Raw genomic sequence first — 22,792 nt, 5'->3', positions numbered from 1 at the left:
TTTTTTTGCTATCAAAAAAAAAAACCGTCTCTTGGCCATAGCCTTAAGACAGGTCTGAATTTCGTTTATTTGCTTAATTATTGGCTTGTGCACTCTTGGTGATTAGATCCACGAAAAGGTCAATCTGTGCTGTAATGGCAATCGGGTCATAGCGATAGAACGTATCAAAATCATTTTCGAAGAAGCGTTGATTCTTCACTGCCTCCAAGCCATTCCACACCTTCGATTGTTTGAATTCCTTCAATGCATCTCCCTTTTTCTCAGGATCGTATACCGTCATAAACATATAATCTGCGGCATACTCCGGCAGCACTTCAAGAGATAATTGCACAGTCTGGTTGTCATTGCTGATTTTACTTGGCATTTTCAGCTTCAACGCATTGTATACGGCTTGTCCGCCACGGCCTGCGTTGTCTCCAAATGTCCAGAGATCTCCTTTGTCGGTCAGTTCATATAGTCCTACAGTTGTATTCTCGTCGACAATGCCTTTCAGCTTCTCGCGTCCTTCTTCAGCCTTTTTCTCATAGGCGGCAATAAATGCTTCAGCTTGCTCCTTCTCACCAATCAGGTCACCGAACAGCTCCACAGTCTTGTAAATGTCCGTTGCTGTTCCGTAGGGAATATGCACCGTTGGAGCAATTTTGGACAACTCTTCATAATTATCATCGTACATCACCACAATCAGATCGGGCTGCAATTCCAGCGTCTTCTCTACATTCACCGGATAACCAACATCCGTCGTATTCTTCAGCTGTTCCTTAATAAACGGATTTTCAAAGGCACTTGGCTCCACACCAATCAGGTTGCCTCCCACCGACAAAATCTCGCCGCCATAATAATCCGTTACGATACGCTGCGGATGCGCGGGAATGGTAATGTCGCCTTTGGCTGTTTTGTAGATACGTGTTTCGTTTTCACTTGATCCCTCGGATGCATTACCATTTCCGGCACTGCCATTATTTTCTGTTGTCTGTCCGCTGCCGCTTCCTGTTTCATGATTTGCTGTCTCCGCACTGCCGCACCCGGCAAGAACAAGAACACAGACAAGAAACAAAGTGCATAACGATAGAGTGGATCTGAATCTGAACTTAAACATGATGGCCCCCCAAAAATCACATTATTTGATAATGGGAATCATTATCATTTGAATCATAGCAGAATTATTTTCATCTTGTCCAGATTAATGTTCGTTCTGAAAAAAAAGTTGGAGGTCCAGCCTATATATGGCTCAACCCTCCAACTCACTAATCTACCTGTTTCAATACAGCTGTTCCATCATTCTAGCAACGGCAACTGCACCTTGAGCACGGTTAGCCGTCTGTTTTGGTGCGAAGGTTCCGTCGCTCATTCCCTTCAACAAACCTAGCTGCTGCATGGAGGACACAGCCTGCTTCGCATAATCTGCGATATGTTCGTTATCCCTGAACTCAGCACCAGCGACTGAAATTGGGCCTGAATCTCCACCCTGTTTGGCAGCTTGAACTGCACGATCAAGTATCACTGCCATTTCTTCACGCGTAATAAGATCATGGACTCCAAAGGATCCATTGGCACGTCCCTGAATGATGTTCATCTCCAATCCAAGACGGATCGACGCGGAATACCATTGTCCTTCTGGCACATCACTCAGCAAAGATTGGGTTGCGTTTGGCATATGAGCGCTGCCAATCCCTTGAATGACCATATGCAAGAATTGCCCTCTTGTCAGTTCTCCCAGCGGATCGAAACGGTTCTCGGACATCCCTGAGATAATCCCTTTTCCATACAAATTCTTTACTTCATTTACTGCCCATGAATGGGTCTGTATATCTTTTAGAGGTATCTGAACCTCAGTTACAACAAATGAACCGGATTGAAGGGGCTTGAAGATCATTCCCCCAGCAGTCTCATCATATTTGGAATACGTGACTGGTTTCATATGACCATCTGGCAATATGGATTGCACAATGAGAACAGTATGTTCTGACTTGGGTTTACCTGTATCTGAGAATACGATTTCAATGGTCCGATCATTCCATGGTAATACTTCACCATCCACCAACAGATTGACGTTGATAACGGGATAATTACCGATGGCTGCTTTTTGTGTTTCGGATAAATTCTCTGTGGAACCTTTCGATACTACAACATCAATTGTTTTGGCAGCAGCATCGATCCCCTGCAGTGATTTCACCGGTATACGTACCGATGTATGATCAACAGTCAGCTCCAGTGACTGAACCTCCTGCGTTTGAATCCAGGCTGCCAATGAACTCGCAGGCACATGGAACGTCACAGCCTTGAATGTGCTGGGAACGTCAGCAATCAGCTGCAGCTGTTTATTTCCTGCTTTCAATTCTTTGCCCCATTGAATCCATTGCTGCGCATCGGGTTGAATGGCGTAATGTTGATCCCCGGTCAAAGTTCCTTTGACTAGGTTCGAACTACCTACTGTCTGGTTTTCCGTTTCCGGTGCAGGTTCAATAACAGCAGGACTTTCAGTAGATGATGGCTGTGATGGTTGACTTGGTTGTGAAGGTCCAGGGACTGTCTCTTGCCGCACCAACTGACGTATTGCCTCTTTTAACGATGAGTCAGCATGACTTATGTCCTGAACAGAAGCTTCTATATCGTCAATCCATTGTTTGGCTGCAGCGAGCGCCTCCGCCAATTTGCTCCAGCTTGCGGCCGTATATTGATTTTGCTGCAGTTTCGAAGCTGAATCCACGGTGGTCTGGAGAACCGATTTGTCCGCGGGGAATGTGCCATATGCTTCAAAATCCATGAATCCCACCCATGTTGAGCCAGCTGTAACGGTAACCCGAATATAACGCGCCTGTGTACCCTCTGGCAGAATGTGTCTTGGACTGGTGGAAACAACGACGTCACTTGTTGTATCAACAACCGTGACATAGTTTTGATTATCCTTAGACACTTCGATTCTGTATTTGATGCCGCCACTCCACATGGACATTTCGAACTTGCGGATATTCGCAACGGTTCCGAGGTCTACTTGCCACCAACTGTCCACACTTTGATCCGTTCCCCAGGACGTATTGGGATTGCTGTCAATGGCTCCGTTTGGTGAGTTGTCCTGTCCGCCGCCCGTACCTGCACTTGAGGAAGCCGTTGCTGTCTTGCCAGTTGTTAAAGCTTCCAGCAGAACAAGGTTGCGACCAGCTTGTTGAAGCTGTTCCAGAGCCTGATTGACTTCAGCCTGTACTGCATCCGGCTTGTCTCTCACGACAATGGCTGCCTGCAGAGCAGTTTGCAAAACGTTCCAGCTCCGATAAGTATACGAAGATTCGCTCCGCTGCTGATCCTCTTCTATGAGCTGTACCAACATGGTTTTGTCTACATCAGATAATCCCTGAATGGCTTTGTCCAAACTTGCAACTGCTTTGTCCACTTCGGTCTGGGTAGCTCTTGGATCGGCCAGAATCTGTTTCGCCTTGGCGAGTGCTTTACTAAAAACAGTCCATGTTGCCGGTGACCAATCCGCTTCATGGAATGTCCCTGCTTCTGCGATTTTAACTTCAAGCGCCTTCCGAACGGCAGGAATGACTTCAAGCTGCTGCATGACGGCTTCGAGTGCTGCTGCTGCTGTATCTGCCTCTTGTTGTGTCAGAACCTCCGAAGTGTAAGCTCGCTGGTACACGCGATCCGCTGCCTGAATGGCTGGTTCCAGCATTGGCCAACTGGCTGGTGTAAAATCCGATGCCACCAATTCACTTGCACGTTTAATGGCAGCCCATAATTGCTGACGATCTGCCGGCACAGATTCCATGCCCCGTTTGTACACGTCCAGTGATTCCAAGGCACGTCCTTCGAATGAGAACCCTCCATTGGCAGGATATTCATCATAGTCGAACATCGCGTGGTTCTCCCAAGCGTCACCCTCTGAAGCAATCCAGCCCACATTAGCCGCAATCCATGCCGGTTCCCAGTAGAAGAACCCTGCTCCGCGTCCATCAGGAACTTCTGCAATCAGATCCATAATGCCGGCAATGGCGTCATGTTGCCCTTGTACAGTTGCCGGGAAGGTTGCGCCCCCCACATGAAGTGCTTCTGGACTGCCAATAATGTTGCCATGAGCATCCCCATTTTTATAGGAGAATGGATAAGAAGTCTCGGCAATGATGACTTCTTTTTTATATTTGGCGGAGACATTATTCATCGTTTGTCGTACGTCCGCGAAGGTTCCGTGCCAGAACGGATAGTAGGATAGCCCGATAATGTCATAATCCAGTCCGCGCTTCTCCACTTCTCCGAAGTACCAGTCAAACATCTCCGGTTTGCCGCCTTCAGCCAGATGGATCATGATCTCAACCTGATCGCCCCCATCAACGGCCCTCACTCCATTTACACCGCTCTGCAGCAGCGCAACATTTTCATCAAAATTCACATTGCTGTTCAAGCCGTTAAGGACACCGCTGTTAATTTCATTTCCGATCTGGACCATGTCTGGCATGGCACCTGCTGCTTTCATGTCGCCTACTACCTCGACAGTATAATCATAAACGGCCTTCTTCAGTTCTTCAAAAGACAGGTCCTCCCATGCTTTTGGTCGAAGCTGCTGACCTGGATGAGCCCATTCATCAGAATAATGGAAGTCGAGCAGGATCTTCATCCCCTTTTCCTTCACCCGCTTGGCTAAGCGGATTACATCTGCCTTGTCATTATAGCCACCTGACTTCTGTGGATCATTCCACAGACGGAGCCGAACATAGTTCACACCACGGTCCTTAAGAATGTCGAGCAGGTCTCTCTCCACTCCATTGCTGTCCAGATATTTACCGCCATTGTCCTCGATTGCCGTTAACGTTGAGATATCCACCCCTCGTATAAAATCTTCGCGGTATCCCCCAACCTGTACGTTAGCCACCGGCTGAATAAGTGCTCCATATACCGCACCAGTAACGGTGAAGCTTCCGCTGGAAGCATACTGGGCAGGTTCTATTTCATTCCATGCCACCGGAATATTTGCCGATTTTCCGTTCTGATAAAGAGCCTGAACTTCAGCAGGCATCACCGGTGCGACACCCATTAAGGTGGAAATATTAATCGGAGAATAAGCAGTAATATGTTCTGGCTCAAGCCCCTCTTCCTGTCCCCAGACTTTCAGCTCGGCAATGCCTGGCCACCAATCCGGTCCAGCGTAATAAGGAATGGTTACCTTCACGTATCTCACGTCATCTGCCTGAAAAGTCACCTTCGCCATGTCTTCGGCTGTTTCGTTTGCTGTCTGATCAGCACCTGTTGTCCATTGAATGGCATCTGATGATACTTCAACACGATACTTCACGACTTGGCCTTGATCTTTCCACGTCAGCTCAGCTCCTGACACCTGATATGTTCCTCCCAGATCAACCATTAACCAATGCGGCTGATCTGCTTCATTCCTGCTGTCTGCACTCCACTTCGTATCGGCGTTACCGTCTACGGCATACTCCTTGTTCCCATTGTATTGCAGATCTTCCGCACTGACGGTAACCTGTTTGTTCAATGCCACGTTCACTTGTGCTGCAGCAGCCGGACGTACCAGCATTCCCAAATCACAGAACAGCATTAACAAGACAAGACAGCCGCTTATGTATTTCTTGTTCACTCTTTGTCTCCCCCTTTTTTTGTAATTGGTCGTGCATGCTTAATCATGGATGAAGCCTATCTAATTGTAAGCGCTTCATGTGAGGTGCGACACGGCATTATCCAAAGGAAACAGCAGTTATTTTAACAGGTTGATGTAGTGGGCTTTTACCTAAAACGACTCCGTCTGTCCGGTCCACCTGTATGAAAACTACACCACAACGCAAAAAACCTGTCCCCTTTGCCTAAAGACGGCAGGGAACAGGTTTTGATAATGATAAGTTATATTATTATATCGATTCGGGGCAGTGCTGATCTTGTTATAAATCCAAAACCTTATCTTGTCCTTTCAATAGACAACCTCATTATTTGCTAAGTTTCAGTTCCAATTGTACCTGAATGTCGTTCTCGGTGGATAACACGACGGAGTGTGGATTCTTCATGCCGAAATCTTCGAACGTAACCATCGTTGTGGCAGACAACAATACCTGATCATTTTCATAAGCGGCCTTGGCATCAAAAGTGACCTCCTTTTCGACGCCTTTGACCGTCAGGGTACCGCTCATTTTAAAATCTGCCGTTTGTCCCGCCGTCCACTCCGTAGGAACACCTTCAAATGAAGTTGCCTTAAACGTCGCCTGCGGGTGCGTGCTGACATCGAAGAAGTCCGCTTCTTTTACGTGCCCGTCCCGCTGACCGTTACCCGAGTCAATTCCGCTCATCTCAATTTGGCCGTCTGCTTTCATCTGGGAAGCATCGTCCACATGAATAGTCCAGGTTCCACTGACCTGCTCGTCCACAAAGTTTACGGTCTCCTGCGATGTCGTTACAGAGAAATACACCTTTGAACCTTCGCTGATCGTCCAGTCCCCGTTCAATTGCTCCGCGCTGGCTGCTTCATTCACTACTGCTGTGCCTGTGCCTGCATCTGTTGTCGATGCTGCCGTGCTCGCTGGAAGCACCTGCTCGATATCCACGTTGTTCCCCATGTAACTGTTTGCGAAATAATAACCTCCACCGCCAAGAATAGCAATCGCGGCCACGCCGGATATCACCCATGTTTTTGTCTTTTTGTTCATCTCTATCTCCTCCAATTGGGTATTGTATATGTTGGTTGTTGCATGAATCTTAACAACCCAATGTGTCAGGATGACGTCAAAACTTGACGCACAACTCATTTTTTTCTGAAAATAATTGCCTAATTGGCTTTAGACCCCGGCTCATGTAAAATCAGTACACAAGCTTATGTCGTGAAAGGAGACACCTTCTTGAAATCCATACTCATCGTCGAGGATGAGCAAGCTATTGCACGTGTACTGGCTGCTTATCTGAGAAAAGCGGGGTTTGACGTCCGTCATGCAGCTGATGGACCCACTGCCCTAACTCTATTTGACTCTGATGTCCCTGCCCTAGTTTTGCTCGATGTAATGCTGCCAGGAGTGGACGGATGGGATCTGCTGCGGATGATACGTGAAAAGAGCTCTTGTCCTGTCATAATGCTAACAGCACTGGATGACATTCAGGACCGTCTCAACGGTTTGAATGCTGGTGCTGACGATTATATGAGCAAGCCCTTCGTGCCGGAGGAAGTTGTTGCAAGAGTTAACGCGGTACTTCGCCGCAACCCGCATTGGACTGCGGAGGGTGAGGGCAAACGTTATTTCGGGAATCTGGTCATTGACCTGGCAGCCAAGCAGGTGCTGCTAAATGGTGCAGAAGTTGCACTAACCCCTCGTGATTTGTCCTTGCTGATATTTCTGTCTGAATATCCCAATCGTACGTTCACCCGGGAGCATCTCATTGAACAGGTATGGGGCATGGATTACGACGGGAGCGACCGCGCCGTGGATCTCTCGATTAAACGGCTGCGTCAGGCCCTTTCTCACTGGCTGCCAGAAACGGGAGAAATCCGGACTTTACGGGGAATGGGGTATCAATTTTGGATCGCAAACTAAACCGAAAAAAGCCAAAACGAAAAACATCCATTCTGTCCTATTGGACACTTCAATATTTTCTGATCCTGTGTATCGGGTTCATCATTATCGTTGCAGGTGCACTCTACTGGATCAGAACAACTTCCCTTGAAAAGGGCCTCAAAACGGCTGAGCTTCTGGGACTGGAAATTGCAGAAAAGGTGTCCGTGTCCGGGAACAGGCTGCACATCCCCCCTGATCTCGACAGGCTGGTGGATAAGCGTATAAAGCTTTTTAATACGGATAATCATTTTTGCATCATGATCCTCGACAACAATAACCAATTGATCTATTCCAAACCGAAAATGACACAGCAAGATGTATATTCCAGACTGTCTGACGATCTGCTGGAGCCGCGAAACAACAAATTTGCCGGCGTTACTGTCAATGTAGTGGATGCCAATCAGACACTGGGCAAGGTATGGGTGATGCAGTCCAAAAAAGCCATCACATACAGTTCGGATACACTGCTGATTGTAGGTCTGCTGTTTGCAGCCCTGATTCTATGCGGCTGGTTTACGATCTACCTTCTATCTCGTAAGCTCTCCAAGCCTATACGTCAGGTCGCTCATGCCGCAGAGCAGATTCGAACCGGTAACTATGAGGTCAACCTGGATCTGGATACCAGGGAGCAGGAGATGAACGAACTCGTGAATTCCTTTCGCGAGATGTCCCTTCGTTTACAGCAGCTGGAGGAATGGCGTACTATCTCACTGGCGGGAGTAACTCATGAACTGAAAACCCCGGTGACTTCCATCAAAGGATTGGTTATGGCCGTTCGTGATGATATCGTCAGCCCGCAGGAAGGTAAAGAGTTTCTTGATATTGCATTAAAGGAATCCGAACGTATGGAACGCATGGTGGCTGACCTCCTGGACTATAATGCGATGAGTGCAGGCAGCGTTGCTGTACGCCATGAACGCATTGATCTGAATTTGCTGGTGGGAGAAATTATCTATCAGTGGAAAATCGCTTATGAGGATAAATCACCAGAGGTTGCATTACATGCACCCGGCGGCTCGTTTTATACCATTGGAGATGCATTGCGAATTCAGCAAATTATCGTTAATTTGCTGAATAATGGCTTACAGGCGACCGCCTCCGGCCAAAGAGCCGCCTTTGAACTTCGTTTGCGTGCTGAAGAACAATTTCTCTTCGTAGACGTACTGGACAACGGTACAGGCATTGCTGAGGAAGATCGGTCCAAAATATTCGAACGTTTCTATCGTGGGGAGATCAAAAAACGTCTGTCGCGTGGACTGGGACTCGGGCTCACTTACAGCCGTCTTCTCGCTCAAGCCCAGGGGGGCGATCTGACCCTCACGTCAAGCAGCCCCCAAGGGAGTCTGTTTACCCTCAAACTGCCACGGTGGAAAGCACCTGATGCGCCGTCCCTTGAAAAAGCCTATCGTTCACCCGTGAATGCTTGATTCGCTAGACATATAACAAGCACAGCCCGGCCGGGCCTCCTGAATGGATTCCTGGCTGGGCTGTTTCAAGTTTCGGTTCCATGAGCCCACGAAAATGCAGTGCACCAACAGCCCATGTTGCAAGCTATAACAAAATTTGCTATTCTGAAAGTGCATCGTTGTGTATAACGCAAATAAGCCCTCTATTTATAGAGAGCAGCAAAGTTCCAAATGAGCAAGCGGCAACTTGCAAATCGGGATATTTCTTTATACCAACGAATGTAATAAAACTCAAAGTGAGGTTATTTATCATGGCAAAAGACGTATTGTGTGAAGTAAATTCCTGTGTGCACTGGGCTGAAGAGAACAAATGTAACGCTTCTTCGATTTATATCGTGAGCCACAGTTCCAAAGAGGCTAGCCAGTCTGCTGAAACAGACTGCAAAACATTTGAAGTAAAATAACAATTTCATTTTTGCTTTAAATTAAAGGAGCCCTGGCCGGTTCCTTTTTCTTTTTGTATTGTAACAAGAATGATAATTATTATCAAGCCCTATTCTGCAAAACGTTATTCCACTCCCAGGATGCACATTGAACAGGCTGCTCACGTAAACTACGAGAGCAGTGAATCTGCCTATGAACGATTATCCAAGAGGTGAATAACGATGCCTGTTAAAAGTGGCAAGCAGTATATGGAACGCATCAATGCCCAGACCGTGCCCTGTTGGTATAAAGGTGAACTCATTACTGGTAAGAGATCAGAACATCTTGCTTTCAAAGGGCTAATGGAGACGCAAGCGCAACTTTACGACATGCAATCTAATCCGCAACTGGCAGGCCAGATGACATATGAGTCACCTGCGGACGGAAAACCTGTGGGTTTATCGTTTCTGCCACCAACAACGGTTGATGATCTTCGCAGGCGCCGTGAAGCCATGAGCATCTGGTCGGGTACTCATCACGGATTCCTGGGTCGGTCACCTGACTACATGAACACAGCAATCATGGCATTCTACACGGCTGCAGATATGCTTACCGAGTTATCACCTCAGTACGCGGAAAATCTGAAGAACTACTATGCATTCTGTCGAGACAACGATATTACTCTCTCTCACGCTTTTATCCAGCCCCATGCCAGCAAAATATCCGGACAGATGGACGCGACCGAGGATGCAATTGCAGCCAAAGTGGTGGAGCAGACTCAAGATGGCCTTATTATCAGCGGAGCATTCATGATGGCTACACAGGGTGCAACAAGTGACGAAATTTTTGTATATCCATCGCCTTCGCCTGCTCCATTTGATGATGAAAATCCTTTTGCCTTTGCCTTTGCCGTACCCAATGATCTGCCTGGCATCAGCCTCATTTGCCGGGATACCTACGCGGCCGAATCCCGCTTCAACTACCCACTCAGTTCCCGATACGAAGAAATGGATAATATCGTCATCTTTGATCATGTACTGGTACCCCATGATCGAATTTTCTTTGCTGGAAATGAAGAAATGTCCTCACGTCTCTTTAGCGGAAGCAATTTCCACATTCACGCAGGACATCAAGTTTTATGCCGATATATTGCCAAAACCGAATTTATCCTCGGTACCCTCCAACTGCTCACCGATACGCTTGATCTGGCTTCCGAAGCACACGTCGTTGAGAAAACAGCCCGTGTATTAGCTGGTCTGGAGTCTCTTAAGGCCATTGCCGTTGCAGCCGAAGTTCGAGCGATCCCTGACGGTAGAGGCTTTATTTTACCCGCACCCCAGCCGTTGATGGCTGCCAATATTCTATATCCGAAGCTATATCCCGAGATGATTGAAATCATGCAACTGCTCGCATCCAGCGGAATGATCATGGTACCACAGGAGGAAGAATTCGGGTCTAACGTTGCTGGCCATTTGGATACTTACCTGAAAGGCAATGATCAGGCTGCACACCAGCGTACTGCCCTGTTTCGCCTGATTTGGGAGCTGGGAGCAGGATCATTCGGTGGCAGGCAGACACAATTCGAACGTTTCTTCTTCGGAAATACCATTACGGTGTCCAATCGCTTGTACTCGACCTATTCAGGGGATAAAACATACCGTCAGCGCGTAAACGAATTTCTTACAGACAAGAATAAATAATATCCCTGTTCTTTTAGCCGGCAATGATTTTAAACCAGATGGTCGTACACTGTCATCAGTTCAGAGGCTGGTCTGCTTATATCCACACCTCTTAATGCAGGCTGGTCTCCGTAACCGATATGAAATACGCCCAAAACCTGTTCCTCACTGGTTAAACCCATCAGATTCATAAACACGGGGTGCTGTTGATAATCATTCATTTTCCAAACGGCCTGAAGTCCCTGTTCAGCTGCCAGCATGGAAAACCGTCTGCTCCAGGCCTTAGCCGGCAACAGATGATCCTCTCTTCCACTGGTCGGTGCAACGACGATCAGATGCGCGGGGATGGCTTCCGTATATTGATAGGCAGCCCAGTCACCATAACGGTCCGCCAAGTGAGGAGGGTAGCTCTGCCTGACCGCTTCCAAATAAAGCTGGCGCCCTTCTCCAGCAAAAAGCATAAATCGCCAAGGTTTAGAGCTCATCACATACAATGAAGGGTCCGCTTCATCAAGCAACCGTCCGATTACTGACTGTGGTACCGGAAGCGGACTGAATTCGCAGCTTCCTGCACGTTTCTTGCCACTCCCCATATCCTGATTCACACCGGTTAACATTGTATCGCTCCTCCCTTATCTTCACTTTCGACCGACAATCTTCTGCAAAACTCACATGAGCCAATTCTTCTTGGGCTCCACTTCACCTCTCCGCCGGTCAACCTCCTCATGAATGCGTGCTTTGTCACGGGAAGTGAAATGACCGGATTCCAAATCTTCCGCTTGCGGAATACTGTCGCGTACAAGCCTGATATAATCCATTGAACGAATCAGAGACTGACGTCCCGGGATATATCGAATTTTACGACCTTCCAGCAAACAATAAATTTCAATCATGCCTGGCAGCTTGCCGAAGGCTTCCCAGCAGAACACACTAACCATGTGCTGAAATGCTTCGACCACGTTAGGATCATGAACCACCATGAATTTCTGAACGAGCAGAGAGTCCCATCCTTCAGGTTGCCATGCAGCCTGGAAAATCATCGACAAATGCATCGAGAGTGAAGGAATTTCGGTTCTCCACTGTTCGAACAGGATCACTGGATGCTTCAAGTCATCGTTCATGGCGATTGCCAGCGACAACTCATCGATCATTTTATTTTTTACATCCCAGTAATGAAGGACTGAATCAAAACCCGTTGCCTTTTTGGGCCACCATTTTTCGAGCAAATATTGTACCGGGACCTCCTTGCGCACATCGGGGTCCATACTATAAAAGGCGTTGACCGCATGACTGACCGCATACTGAACACGGTGTCTCCATTGCAGCGGGGAGCGCTGAGCAGCCTCCGGTTCTGGGCGAATGAACCGATGCGGGCTGCGCAGCATCTCCTCCAATTTATAATCTTCAAGCAATCGCTCCGGATTGTCTGCACCTTTCGGTTGCACGGCTGCCTGAACATTAAGTTTTCTCACGATCTCTAGGATACCTGTAATCCGGCAGCGGCGAAGCGTTTGCCAAAATCACGGCAAGTATCCTTCTCCTGCTCCATAGGACTGTATTCAATCTTCAGCATCTCTGGAGATACCTCCGCCCCACGTTCCTGCAGCTTCGCAGCAGCCAGGTCCACTGCCCCGCAAAATTGCTCATAAGAAGTGTCTCCACTTCCGAAGACAGCCGCTCGTTTGCCGCTTAGGTCCAGTTCATCCAGCTCTTCGTAAAAATCAAGGAATTCATCCGGCAGCTCGCCATCTCCCCATGTGTACACACCAATAAGGAAGCCATCATAATCCAGCACATCGGCTGCATTACAATCCATAACGTCCTTGAGGACCACTTCATGCCCACCCTGAGTAATTCCCTCCACAATCAATTCTGCAATTTCTTCCGTATTCCCGGTCATGCTCGCATAAGCAACCAACAATTTAGCCATCTATTTTTCCCTCACTTTATCTTAGTCATCTAGATCAAACGATTAAAAGGAACTTTGAATTATCAAAATCATATGTGATAATGATTATCATTGTCAAATTAAATTTTGAACTTTGCTCCATTTTCAGTATATAGTCTTACACCCTCTTCACAATAGCAAAAGAATCCTTACGCTTGCTCCAACTGGCGTACAGGCCCTTAATTGTTGTACAATAGTATCCAAATGACTTTTGAAGGATGGATAAACAACTATGTACGTAGCATCGAACTGGAAGGACTATGAAGTAATCGATACAGGAGGCGGCGAGAAACTGGAGCGTTGGGGCGATGTCATCTTGCGCAGACCCGATCCACAGATTATCTGGCCTCTCGAAAAAGAAACGAATGAATGGCGTCAGGTGCACGGTCACTATCACCGCAGTTCCTCCGGTGGCGGTAGCTGGGATATGAAAAAGCCAATTCCGGAACGCTGGACGATCGGATACGAAAACCTTAAATTTCACATTAAACCAACCAGCTTTAAACATACGGGTCTGTTCCCTGAACAAGCAGCCAACTGGAGCTGGATGATGGATAAAATTGCAGGTGCAGGTCGCCCCATCTCCGTGCTGAACCTATTTGCCTATACGGGCGGCGCAACGGTTGCAGCAGCCTATGCTGGTGCTTCCGTAGTACACGTGGATGCAGCCAAAGGCATGGTGCAATGGGCCAAGGAGAACGTTCAACTCTCGGGTCTTGCAGACCGCCCTGTTCGTTTTATTACCGATGATGTATTCAAATTCGTGCAACGTGAACAGCGTCGTGGTAACCGCTATGACGCGATTATCATGGATCCGCCTTCCTATGGCCGGGGACCTAATGGAGAGACATGGAAGCTGGAGCAGAACCTGTATCCATTCCTGAAGTCCTGCATGGATATTTTGTCGGATAATCCGCTGTTCCTGCTCATCAACTCGTATACAACAGGCATCTCTCCAACTGTTCTGCGCAACATGTTAACGATGACGATGTCTGCCAAATACGGCGGCAGCATTACTGCTGGCGAGATCGGACTGCCAATTACGCGTAGTGGGCTGGATCTGCCTTGCGGTATTTTAGGCCGCTGGGAGTCCTGATGATGTCTGATCATGTGAAGCCATCCGGGGGAATTCCTGTACTATTCGAAGACAATCACCTCTTAGGCATTACGAAACCCGTTAATGTGCCTACCCAGGAGGATGCTTCAGGAGATCCGGATTTACTTACACTGTTGAAACAGGATTTGAAAGAAAGATACAACAAACCCGGCAATGTCTATCTCGGTCTGGTTCACAGACTGGATCGTCCCGTTGGGGGTGCAATGATTTTTGCGAAGACCTCCAAGGCGGCTTCAAGATTGTCCGAGACCGTCAGGGGACGTCATTTCAGGAAAATATATGCTGCGGTTGTCCATGGGAAGCTGCCTGCCCAGCAGGGGACGTTAAAACATACTTTGCTGAAGGATGCGCGTACCAATACAGTAACAGCTGTACCCAAAGGCACGCCTGGCGCTAAAGACGCAGTGCTTGATTACCGGGTCATTGGTCAAACGGATCGATACAGTCTTGTACACATTGAACTACACACCGGCAGATCCCATCAGATTCGGGTTCAAATGAAAGAAGCGGGCTGTCCTCTATTCGGAGATCAAAAGTACGGTGCTGGTGTGAACAAACCTGGACAGCAGATTGCCCTCTGGTCTGCCATCGCTGCTTTTCCGCATCCAGTGACCAAGGAAGAGATCACATTAAGATCACTGCCTCCCCGGGAGTTTCCATGGGCTGAGTGGCCATCCAGCGTCTATGAGGAAGCTTTTAAAGGATAATAGACAAACCGTGTATCCGGATTTACGTCTGGGTACACGGTTTTTTTACAGAGTCCGGATCAGGACTGCAGCAATATGATAAATTGCTATTCATTGAGACAAAGATCTGCTGGAACAGCGAATTTTCCCAAAACGGAGAAAGGAAGACAGCATTTATATGACACCGTTCACTAAACAAGTCGTAGCCATTATCGCAGCCATACCGGAAGGTAAGGTAATGACCTACGGCCAGATTGCAGCCCATGCGGGCAGTCCACGTGCGGCCAGACAGGTAGTGCGCATTCTTCACTCCATGAGCCGTAAGGAACGCCTTCCCTGGCACCGTGTCGTGAACGCCAAAGGTGAGATTACCATCCCTGATGAACACTCGCGCATGATGCAGGAGACCGAGCTCATCAGCGAAGGTGTTGAATTTCAACTGGATGGAACCATTAACCTCCAGCAGTTTGGTTATGATCCCGGGCCAGATTTTTGCGGTCTGCCTGCGAATCCGGAGTAATAACATATCACCCAATTCCGTATACCAAAAAATAGCCCCGGCAGTTTAAAAAACTGTCGAGGCTATTTTTCATTTAATCACTGTATGAAATAGATGTATTCCAAATCATTACGAGATAATCATAGCTGAATTACCTTTAAGCTGTTGCATTCGCTTTTTGTTGTTGTTCAACCGGTGTTGGTTCAATTGCTGGCTTCGTTTTACGGATAAAGAACGCCAGCAGCATAGCTGCAACGGTCATCCAGGTAGCTACCGTAAAGGCATAGTTTACACCGTAGATGGTTGCATCCGCTGTAGCACCGAGCATAGCAGCTTGATCTTTGGGATTAATCTGTCCCAAGGCAAGAGTATCAGCCAAGTGTGTTTTCAATTTGCTGCTCATGATCGTAACCAGAATGGCTGTACCGATTGCACCTGCAACCGTACGAAGTGTATTCGACATTGCTGTACCGTGAGCATTCAGACGCTGTGGCAGTTGGTTCAACCCGGCAGTCTGGATTGGCATCATCAACATCGACATACCGAACATACGCGCAGTATAGATAAACATCATGTAGCCATATGTCGTATCAATCGACAGGCGGCTGAGTCCCCAGGTCGTAATCGCTGTAATCGCAAGACCTGCAACGGACAGCCAGCGAGCGCCGACTTTATCGAAGATGCGGCCTGTAATTGGAGACATAATCCCCATCAGGATTGCTCCCGGCATCATAAGTAAGCCTGATTCAATTGGTGAGAAGCCGCGAATATTTTGCAAGAAAATCGGAAGCAGAATCATACCGGCAAACATTGCCATTGTCACAAGCATATTAATAATTGTTGTTAAAGTGTACATGTTGTATTTGAAAATGCGGAACTCGAGCAGTGGATGATCGGTTGTCAACTGACGAATAACGAACAGGATCAACGATATGGCCCCTACGACCAGGCAGCTGATAACAATTGCGCTTCCCCATCCATCTGTACCTGCATCACTGAAGCCGTACAGCAAGCTACCAAATCCAAGTGTGGACAAAATAACGCCTGGGTAATCCAGCTTCGGTTTGGATTGACGTGTCACATTTTTAACAAATGCGATTCCGATTGCAGTAGCAATAACCGAGAACGGCAAAATGATGTAGAACAACAGTCTCCAGGAATAATGTTCAACGATATAACCGGATAGTGTCGGTCCAATTGCCGGAGCAAGGATCATGGCGATCCCCATTGTACCCATGGCCTGACCGCGTTTTTCAATCGGGAAGATTGTCAGGAATACAACGGTCATCAGCGGCATCAGAATACCTGCACCTGCTGCTTGAATAACACGACCGACCATCAGGACGGCAAAGTTCGGACTGATCCCGCAGACCAGTGTTCCTAAGGTAAATAACGACATCGCCGTAATGAATATTTGGCGGGTTGAAAATCTGGCGATGAGATATGCGGTAACCGGAATCAGCACGCCATTGACGAGCATGTATCCTGTTGTCAGCCATTGGGCTGTATTGGCCCCGATAGCGAGATCTTCCATGATTTTAGGAAGAGCTACGTTCATCAGGGTTTGGTTTAAGAAGGCTACGAATGCACCAATTAAAAGTGCGGCTACAATCGGTCCCTTCTTAATGTTGTCCATCGTAGAAGATGGAGCTGCAGCGGTAGTACTCATGGGTTGTTCATCTCTCTTCCTTCTAACTTTTCAATCATTTGTGTATGGATTCTTAGCAGGTGTTCAAGGTCTTCTTTTGGAATATCCAATATGGGGGATACTCTTTCCATCCACAAACGGTGTGTTTCCTGCTGTACCTTATCCCCTTTTTCCGTAATTTGCAGCATGACGGATCGGCGATCGGAATGGGAACGGCTCCGGACGATGTACTCACCTTTGACCAGACGTTCAACCACAGCACTCATCGAACTGCTGCCCATATGACAGAGTTCAGCCACTTCGTTGATTCCAATGGATGGACGCTCCTTCAAAATGGATAACACCATGAATTGAATTGAAGTTAACTCGATCTGCTTGTTTTCATTCCAGAATGCTCGAAACAGCATTTGATTTACTTGCCGGAACGAATTGATAATGTAGAATACTTCATACGTATCAGTCATTAATTCACCCTTTTTACTTTTGGAATATAATATTTCGCACACGAAATATCAGGGGAACAATTATTTATTATAACAAAAATAATGACATAGTCAACTCTTTACATATAATATTTTAAAATTTATTCTAAGTCATCCGAAGCTGGCAAAACTCTACACACACGATAAAATTAAAATAACCATAGTCCTCCGGCTTTAATCAGCAAGAGTTCCATGGTTATCATTATCCATACATCGTCATTAAGACGTAGAAGACAAAGCATGCTCCTTCGTTTTTGGGGTTGTCATCTTACCCAGCAGATAGACGAGCAGCTGCTGGTTGTGCATTGAAATATTACTCAGTACGGAGTTCATAAATTCGTTTCGAATGGCAATGCCCCGTTCTGTCTCCATACGTCCTTTGTCAGACAAGGATACCCACACGATTCTACGATCCTGATCATCCCGTACTCTGCGGATCAAATCATTCTTCTCCATTCGGTCAAGCAGCATGGTTACCGCCGCAGGTGTTGTAGCCAAAAAAGGAATCAGATCGGATGGCTTCATTTTCTGATGATCCTCAAGAACCTCCAGCACAGCCAGTTGTGCCTCTGTTAATGAGGGGGCCAGTTCATGATCCATATGCAGTTTGTAGTCCTTGGTGAGCCTTGACCAGCACTTGGCAAAATCGGAATTGTACATCTTGCATCGCTCCTCTCTGCAACCCGGTTTATCATTTCACTAGCTTAACTTTTCGCGCTCCAAAGCCGCATTCCTGCTGCATTTTTTCAATTTCCCAGCGATCGACCGTAATCGACGAAGGTTGTTAAACTTCGCATGTTCAGCCTCTTTTAATCCGAGTTTGAACAACAAAAAAAGACTCTTCACACGACAGAATAACCTGCTGTGCAAAAAGTCTTTTTCATTCATTTTATGAAGTTGATGCCGGTTGGTTCTCATCAAAATTCATGAGAAGTTCCACGATTTCATCCTGTTTGTCTACGTGAACCAGCAGCTTGCCAATATGTTTGCGTTCCGTAATCGGTACACCTTCCGAAGAAATCGGATAAGCTTGCCCTTCTTTGGTCATAACCGTTACATTTCGTTGTTCCCTGCAGTAGAAGGCCCCTGCTATGCGGCTGCCATTCGGTTTCACACGTTTGCCTTCCTTGAATTCAAATGTCGCAATGCCTTTGCCTCCACGACTCTGCAATGCATAATCCAGCAACAATGAACGTTTACCATAACCCAAATCGGACAGTACGGCGATCTCGCCTTCATCACCTTCCACCCATAGGGCAGAAACGACTTCATCCGTATCTTTTAACTGAATACCACGTACACCTCCGGATACACGCCCCATTGGATTAACTTCGTCCTCACGGAAACGGATCGCCATTGCTTCCTTGGTAATCAGCATGATATCCTTGCCACCCGTGCTCAGATGTACGGATAATACCTCATCGTCCTTGCCCACTTTGCAAGCAGCAACAGCACCGGAGCGTTTGGTCACGTACTCTTTCAGTTCGGTACGCTTCACCTGGCCCTTGCGTGTGACGAAGACGAGACTATGACCTTCCTCTTCGAACGATTTGACCGCAAGCACACTCGCGATACGATCATCTTTTGCTAAAGGAATAACATTAACTATTGCCGTTCCAGGGTCTTTCCACTTGAATTCCGGTACCTGGTGAACAGGCAAGAGGAAATACTGTCCCTTTTTCGTAAAGACAAGCAGGTTTTCAAGTGTGTTGACTTCAAGCACCTGGGAGATATAGTCGCCTTCCTTCACACCGCTTCCGTTGCGTTCGCCTCCGGAACGGGTAAAGGACTGCATGCCAGTACGCTTCACATATCCTTCTTTGGATAATGTAACAAATACATCTTCCGCATTGACCAGCACTTCGAGATTTACTTTAAGCTCTTCCACTTCACCTTGAATGGCCGAACGACGGTCTATCCCGTATTTCTCCCTAATTTCCATCAATTCTTTGCGAATGACGCCAATCAGCTTGCGGTCACTATCCAGAATGGAGCGCAGTTGTGCAATCTTTTTCATCAGATCATCGAGCTCTTTCTGGAGGGATGTGATCTCCAGATTGGTCAAACGATACAATTGCAGCGTCAGAATGGAGTCCGCCTGCCGTTCCGAGAAACCAAACATCCACATCAGGTTATTTTGTGCGTCCTGACGATTTTTGGATGCCTTGATTGCTGCGATGACCTCGTCAAGGATGTTAAGAGCTTTGACCAGACCTTCCAGCACATGTGCACGGTCTTCCGCTTTCTCCAATTCATACTTGGTACGGAATGTCACAACCTCGCGCTGATGGGCAATATAGGCTTCCAGAATGGATTTCAATCCAAGCTGCTGAGGCGCTTTGTTCACAATCGCAACCATGTTGAAATTGTAGGTTACCTGAAGATCGGTTTTCTTCAGTAAATATGCCAAAATCCCTTGCGCATCTGCATCTTTTTTCAATTCAACCACAATGCGCAGACCGTCACGTCCACTCTCATCACGAACTTCGGCAATACCTTCCACCTTTTTCTCAAGGCGGATATTCTCCATCGCTGTGACAAGACGGGATTTAACCACTTGATAAGGAATCTCTGTGATTACGATCTGCTGCTTGCCGCCACGCATGTTTTCGATATCGGTTTTGGAACGGAGATAGATTCTTCCTTTGCCTGTACGATAAGCATCCAGAATTCCGTCGCCGCCCATGATTAATCCACCGGTTGGAAAATCCGGGCCTTTGATAAACATCATGATATCGTCCAGCTCAATCGATGGTTTTTCCATCACTGCAATGCAGGCATCAATGACTTCACGCAAATTATGTGTTGGAATCTCCGTTGCAAAACCGGAGGAAATACCGCTTACGCCATTCACCAGCAGGTTGGGATACCGGGATGGAAGTACAACCGGCTCCTTGGCCGTATTATCAAAATTGTCCTTAAACAGGACCGTCCGTTTCTCGATATCACGCAGCATCTCCATCGCGATCGGTGACAAACGGGCCTCCGTATAACGCATCGCTGCAGCAGGGTCATCATCCTGCGATCCCCAGTTGCCATGACCGTCCACGAGCATATGGCCCATTTTCCATGGCTGTGCCATCCGCACCATACCTTCATAGATGGAAGAGTCACCGTGGGGATGATAGTTACCCATAACGTCCCCAACGGTTTTAGCTGATTTGCGGTAAGGCTTCTCAGGCGTGTTTCCGGAATCGTACATGGCATACAGAATACGACGCTGCACGGGTTTCAATCCGTCCCGGACATCGGGAATTGCCCGATCCTGGATAATATATTTGGAGTAGCGACCGAACCGGTCACCTACGACCTCTTCGAGAAAGGCCGGCATAAATTGTTCTGATAGACTCATTCCAAGCACCTTCTATTCTTCGTACTCTGTAAAGTCGACATTCTCTACAATCCAGCGTTTACGCGGATCGACTTTATCACCCATAAGTGTTGATACACGGCGCTCGGCTTTGGCTGCATCTACAATCTCCACCTTAAGCAATGTCCGTGTCTCCGGATTCATCGTCGTCTCCCACAATTGATCCGGATTCATCTCACCCAGTCCTTTATAACGTTGAAGTTCGACATTGTTTCCAAATTCCTTCATGTAGTTCGCCAGCTCATCATCCGTCCAGGCATAACGAACACTTGCCATTTTGCCGGATTTGCGGGTGAGCTTGTAAAGCGGTGGCTGAGCAATAAACACTTTACCCTGATCAATCAACGGTTTCATATAACGGTAAAAGAAAGTCAGCAGCAACACCTGAATATGTGCGCCATCCGTATCCGCATCGGTCATGATTATGATTTTGGAATAATTGCTGTCTTCAACGGCAAACTCAGTCCCAATGCCCGCTCCGATCGCAGCTGTAATCGCACGATATTCCTCATTTTTGAGGATATCGGCCAGCTTTGATTTTTCCGGATTAAGCGGTTTTCCCTTCAGAGGCAGTATGGCCTGAATCTTCGAGTCACGTCCCTGTTTGGCAGAACCGCCTGCAGAATCACCTTCGACAATAAACAGCTCATTCCGAGTAAAATCCTTGGATTGTGCTGGAGTCAGCTTGCCATTCAGGTTGGAACTCTCGCTGCGTTTTTTGCCTGTACGCATTTCATCCCGGGCTTTGCGCGCAGCTTCTCTTGCTTTGGAAGCTTGAACCGCTTTGCGAATAAGCGTCTGCGCTACTTGCGGGTTTTCTTCCAAAAACCGCTGCATGTTCTCCGAAACGACCGAATCGACCGCACTGCGAGCGGAAGCGCTGCCGAGTTGATCTTTCGTTTGTCCAACAAACTCAACTTCGGACATTTTGACGCTGATTACGGCCATCATCCCTTCACGCAGATCATTGCCTTCCAGGTTTTTGTCTTTTTCCTTAATCATGCTGGTACGTCTTGCATAGTCGTTCATCACACGGGTATAAGCTGTTTTGAATCCGGTCTCATGTGTACCCCCGCCCCTTGTGGGAATCGAGTTAACGAATGAAGCCAGCGTTTCGGTATACCCTGCGTTATACTGGATTGCCACTTCGACTTCGATGTCGTCCTTCTCCGCATAGAAGTGAATGACATCATGCAGTACATCTTTATTTTCGTTCAAATAAGCAACAAACTGGCTTGCTCCGCCTTCATACATGTACTCGTCCTGATTGCCTGACCGTTCGTCTTTGAGTACAATTCTTAGCCCGGAGTTCAGAAAAGCAATCTCCTGAAGTCGCTCTGCCAGTGTATCATAATTCAATTGAATGCCGTTTTGGAAAACGCGAATATCGGGTTTAAACGTAACCTTAGTCCCTGTACGGTTGGTATTACCAAGTACTTCGAGACCCGATACCGGCTCCCCGACATGTTCGACACCCTTTTTGTCCTGCCAATATTCGAAACGTTGACGATGGATCTTGCCATCACGGAAGATCTCGACTTCAAGCCACTCTGACAAAGCGTTTGTAACCGAAGCACCTACGCCGTGCAGACCACCTGATTTCTTGTATCCTGATCCACCAAACTTTCCGCCTGCGTGCAAAATCGTAAACACGACCTGGGGAGTAGGAATCCCTGTTTTATGTATACCTGTCGGAATTCCCCTTCCGTTATCCTGAACCGTAATAGAACCGTCCTTATGCAGCGTGATATCGATTTTGGAGCAGAATTTGGCGAGATGCTCGTCGACAGCGTTGTCTACAATTTCCCATACCAAATGATGAAGACCTGAAGTGCTGGTGCTGCCGATGTACATCCCCGGCCGTTTCCGTACCGCTACCAGTCCTTCAAGTACTTGAATGTCGTCCGCGTCGTAGCCTGAAGACCCCTGTCCTCCGCCTGTCGAACCTGCCGACATATCGATTTGCTCGACCATTCATGCTCCCCCTTCTTAA

Annotated in this window: 18 protein-coding genes; 7 read left to right on the top strand and 11 right to left on the bottom strand. The window is 47.5% G+C overall.

Annotated elements, in window-relative coordinates:
* Nucleotides 1–73: 73 nt before the first annotated feature.
* From HP552_RS24125 to HP552_RS24115, 3 genes are all read right to left on the bottom strand, one after another.
* Complete coding sequence (locus HP552_RS24125; protein WP_175397934.1) at nucleotides 74–1,096, bottom strand: iron-hydroxamate ABC transporter substrate-binding protein; 1,023 nt, start codon at nucleotides 1,094–1,096, stop codon at nucleotides 74–76.
* A gap of 162 nt (nucleotides 1,097–1,258) precedes the next feature.
* Nucleotides 1,259–5,587: a glycosyl hydrolase 53 family protein gene (locus HP552_RS24120; RefSeq protein ID WP_175397933.1), complete on the bottom strand. Its 4,329-nt coding sequence runs from the start codon at nucleotides 5,585–5,587 to the stop codon at nucleotides 1,259–1,261.
* 343 nt (nucleotides 5,588–5,930) lie between these two features.
* Nucleotides 5,931–6,644: a YceI family protein gene (locus HP552_RS24115; RefSeq protein ID WP_175397932.1), complete on the bottom strand. Its 714-nt coding sequence runs from the start codon at nucleotides 6,642–6,644 to the stop codon at nucleotides 5,931–5,933.
* Between the two features lie 189 nt (nucleotides 6,645–6,833).
* Here HP552_RS24115 and HP552_RS24110 point away from each other — a divergent pair, with 189 nt between their 5' ends.
* From HP552_RS24110 to HP552_RS24095, 4 genes are all read left to right on the top strand, one after another.
* Nucleotides 6,834–7,520, top strand: a complete 687-nt coding sequence (locus HP552_RS24110; protein ID WP_175397931.1) for a response regulator transcription factor — start codon at nucleotides 6,834–6,836, stop codon at nucleotides 7,518–7,520.
* On the top strand, nucleotides 7,505–8,968 hold the full coding sequence (locus tag HP552_RS24105) for a HAMP domain-containing sensor histidine kinase (RefSeq protein ID WP_175397930.1): 1,464 nt from the start codon (nucleotides 7,505–7,507) through the stop codon (nucleotides 8,966–8,968). The genes HP552_RS24110 and HP552_RS24105 overlap by 16 nt, the downstream gene beginning before the upstream one ends.
* A gap of 290 nt (nucleotides 8,969–9,258) precedes the next feature.
* The gene (locus HP552_RS24100; protein ID WP_175397929.1) at nucleotides 9,259–9,411 is read left to right on the top strand and encodes a DUF1540 domain-containing protein; all 153 of its coding nucleotides are present in this window, start codon (nucleotides 9,259–9,261) and stop codon (nucleotides 9,409–9,411) included.
* Between the two features lie 201 nt (nucleotides 9,412–9,612).
* Nucleotides 9,613–11,070, top strand: coding sequence for a 4-hydroxyphenylacetate 3-hydroxylase family protein (locus tag HP552_RS24095; RefSeq protein WP_175397928.1), 1,458 nt, complete (start codon nucleotides 9,613–9,615; stop codon nucleotides 11,068–11,070).
* 29 nt (nucleotides 11,071–11,099) lie between these two features.
* Here the strand turns inward: HP552_RS24095 and HP552_RS24090 are convergent, their stop codons facing one another.
* The 3 genes from HP552_RS24090 to HP552_RS24080 are packed head-to-tail and all read right to left on the bottom strand — an operon-like array spanning nucleotide 11,100 to nucleotide 12,979.
* Nucleotides 11,100–11,666 carry a nitroreductase family protein gene (locus HP552_RS24090; RefSeq protein WP_175397927.1) on the bottom strand — a complete coding sequence of 189 codons (567 nt, stop codon included), beginning with the start codon at nucleotides 11,664–11,666 and terminating at the stop codon, nucleotides 11,100–11,102.
* Between the two features lie 51 nt (nucleotides 11,667–11,717).
* A complete protein-coding gene (locus HP552_RS24085) occupies nucleotides 11,718–12,521 on the bottom strand; it encodes a hypothetical protein (RefSeq protein ID WP_175397926.1) in 804 nt (267 codons plus the stop codon).
* A gap of 5 nt (nucleotides 12,522–12,526) precedes the next feature.
* Nucleotides 12,527–12,979: a flavodoxin gene (locus tag HP552_RS24080; RefSeq protein WP_175397925.1), complete on the bottom strand. Its 453-nt coding sequence runs from the start codon at nucleotides 12,977–12,979 to the stop codon at nucleotides 12,527–12,529.
* Nucleotides 12,980–13,229: 250 nt separating this feature from the next.
* On the opposite strand from HP552_RS24080, the gene HP552_RS24075 reads away from it, so the two are divergent.
* The 3 genes from HP552_RS24075 (at nucleotide 13,230) to HP552_RS24065 (ending at nucleotide 15,320) form a co-directional block, all read left to right on the top strand.
* On the top strand, nucleotides 13,230–14,093 hold the full coding sequence (locus HP552_RS24075; RefSeq protein ID WP_175397924.1) for a class I SAM-dependent methyltransferase: 864 nt from the start codon (nucleotides 13,230–13,232) through the stop codon (nucleotides 14,091–14,093).
* On the top strand, nucleotides 14,093–14,821 hold the full coding sequence (locus tag HP552_RS24070; protein ID WP_246311030.1) for an RluA family pseudouridine synthase: 729 nt from the start codon (nucleotides 14,093–14,095) through the stop codon (nucleotides 14,819–14,821). The genes HP552_RS24075 and HP552_RS24070 overlap by 1 nt, the downstream gene beginning before the upstream one ends.
* A 157-nt stretch (nucleotides 14,822–14,978) precedes the next feature.
* Complete coding sequence (locus tag HP552_RS24065) at nucleotides 14,979–15,320, top strand: MGMT family protein (protein WP_175397923.1); 342 nt, start codon at nucleotides 14,979–14,981, stop codon at nucleotides 15,318–15,320.
* Between the two features lie 136 nt (nucleotides 15,321–15,456).
* Here HP552_RS24065 and HP552_RS24060 read toward each other — a convergent pair whose 3' ends face one another.
* The 5 genes from HP552_RS24060 to parE form a co-directional block, all read right to left on the bottom strand.
* Nucleotides 15,457–16,968 (bottom strand): DHA2 family efflux MFS transporter permease subunit, encoded by a 1,512-nt coding sequence (locus HP552_RS24060; RefSeq protein WP_175397922.1) that lies wholly within the window; start codon nucleotides 16,966–16,968, stop codon nucleotides 15,457–15,459.
* Complete coding sequence (locus HP552_RS24055) at nucleotides 16,965–17,411, bottom strand: MarR family winged helix-turn-helix transcriptional regulator (protein ID WP_175397921.1); 447 nt, start codon at nucleotides 17,409–17,411, stop codon at nucleotides 16,965–16,967. Before HP552_RS24055 ends, HP552_RS24060 begins: the two co-directional genes overlap by 4 nt.
* Nucleotides 17,412–17,648: 237 nt before the next feature.
* Nucleotides 17,649–18,089, bottom strand: a complete 441-nt coding sequence (locus HP552_RS24050; protein WP_175397920.1) for a MarR family winged helix-turn-helix transcriptional regulator — start codon at nucleotides 18,087–18,089, stop codon at nucleotides 17,649–17,651.
* Between the two features lie 229 nt (nucleotides 18,090–18,318).
* A complete protein-coding gene (gyrA, locus tag HP552_RS24045; RefSeq protein ID WP_175397919.1) occupies nucleotides 18,319–20,781 on the bottom strand; it encodes a DNA gyrase subunit A in 2,463 nt (820 codons plus the stop codon).
* Between the two features lie 12 nt (nucleotides 20,782–20,793).
* Nucleotides 20,794–22,773: a DNA topoisomerase IV subunit B gene (parE, locus tag HP552_RS24040; RefSeq protein ID WP_175397918.1), complete on the bottom strand. Its 1,980-nt coding sequence runs from the start codon at nucleotides 22,771–22,773 to the stop codon at nucleotides 20,794–20,796.
* Nucleotides 22,774–22,792 lie beyond the last annotated feature (19 nt).

Origin of the sequence: Paenibacillus xylanilyticus (assembly GCF_013359935.1) — a bacterium.
GTDB lineage: Bacteria > Bacillota > Bacilli > Paenibacillales > Paenibacillaceae > Paenibacillus > Paenibacillus xylanilyticus.
Note: the sequence above shows the minus strand (reverse complement) of the source record. Positions and strands in the feature narration are given on the sequence as shown.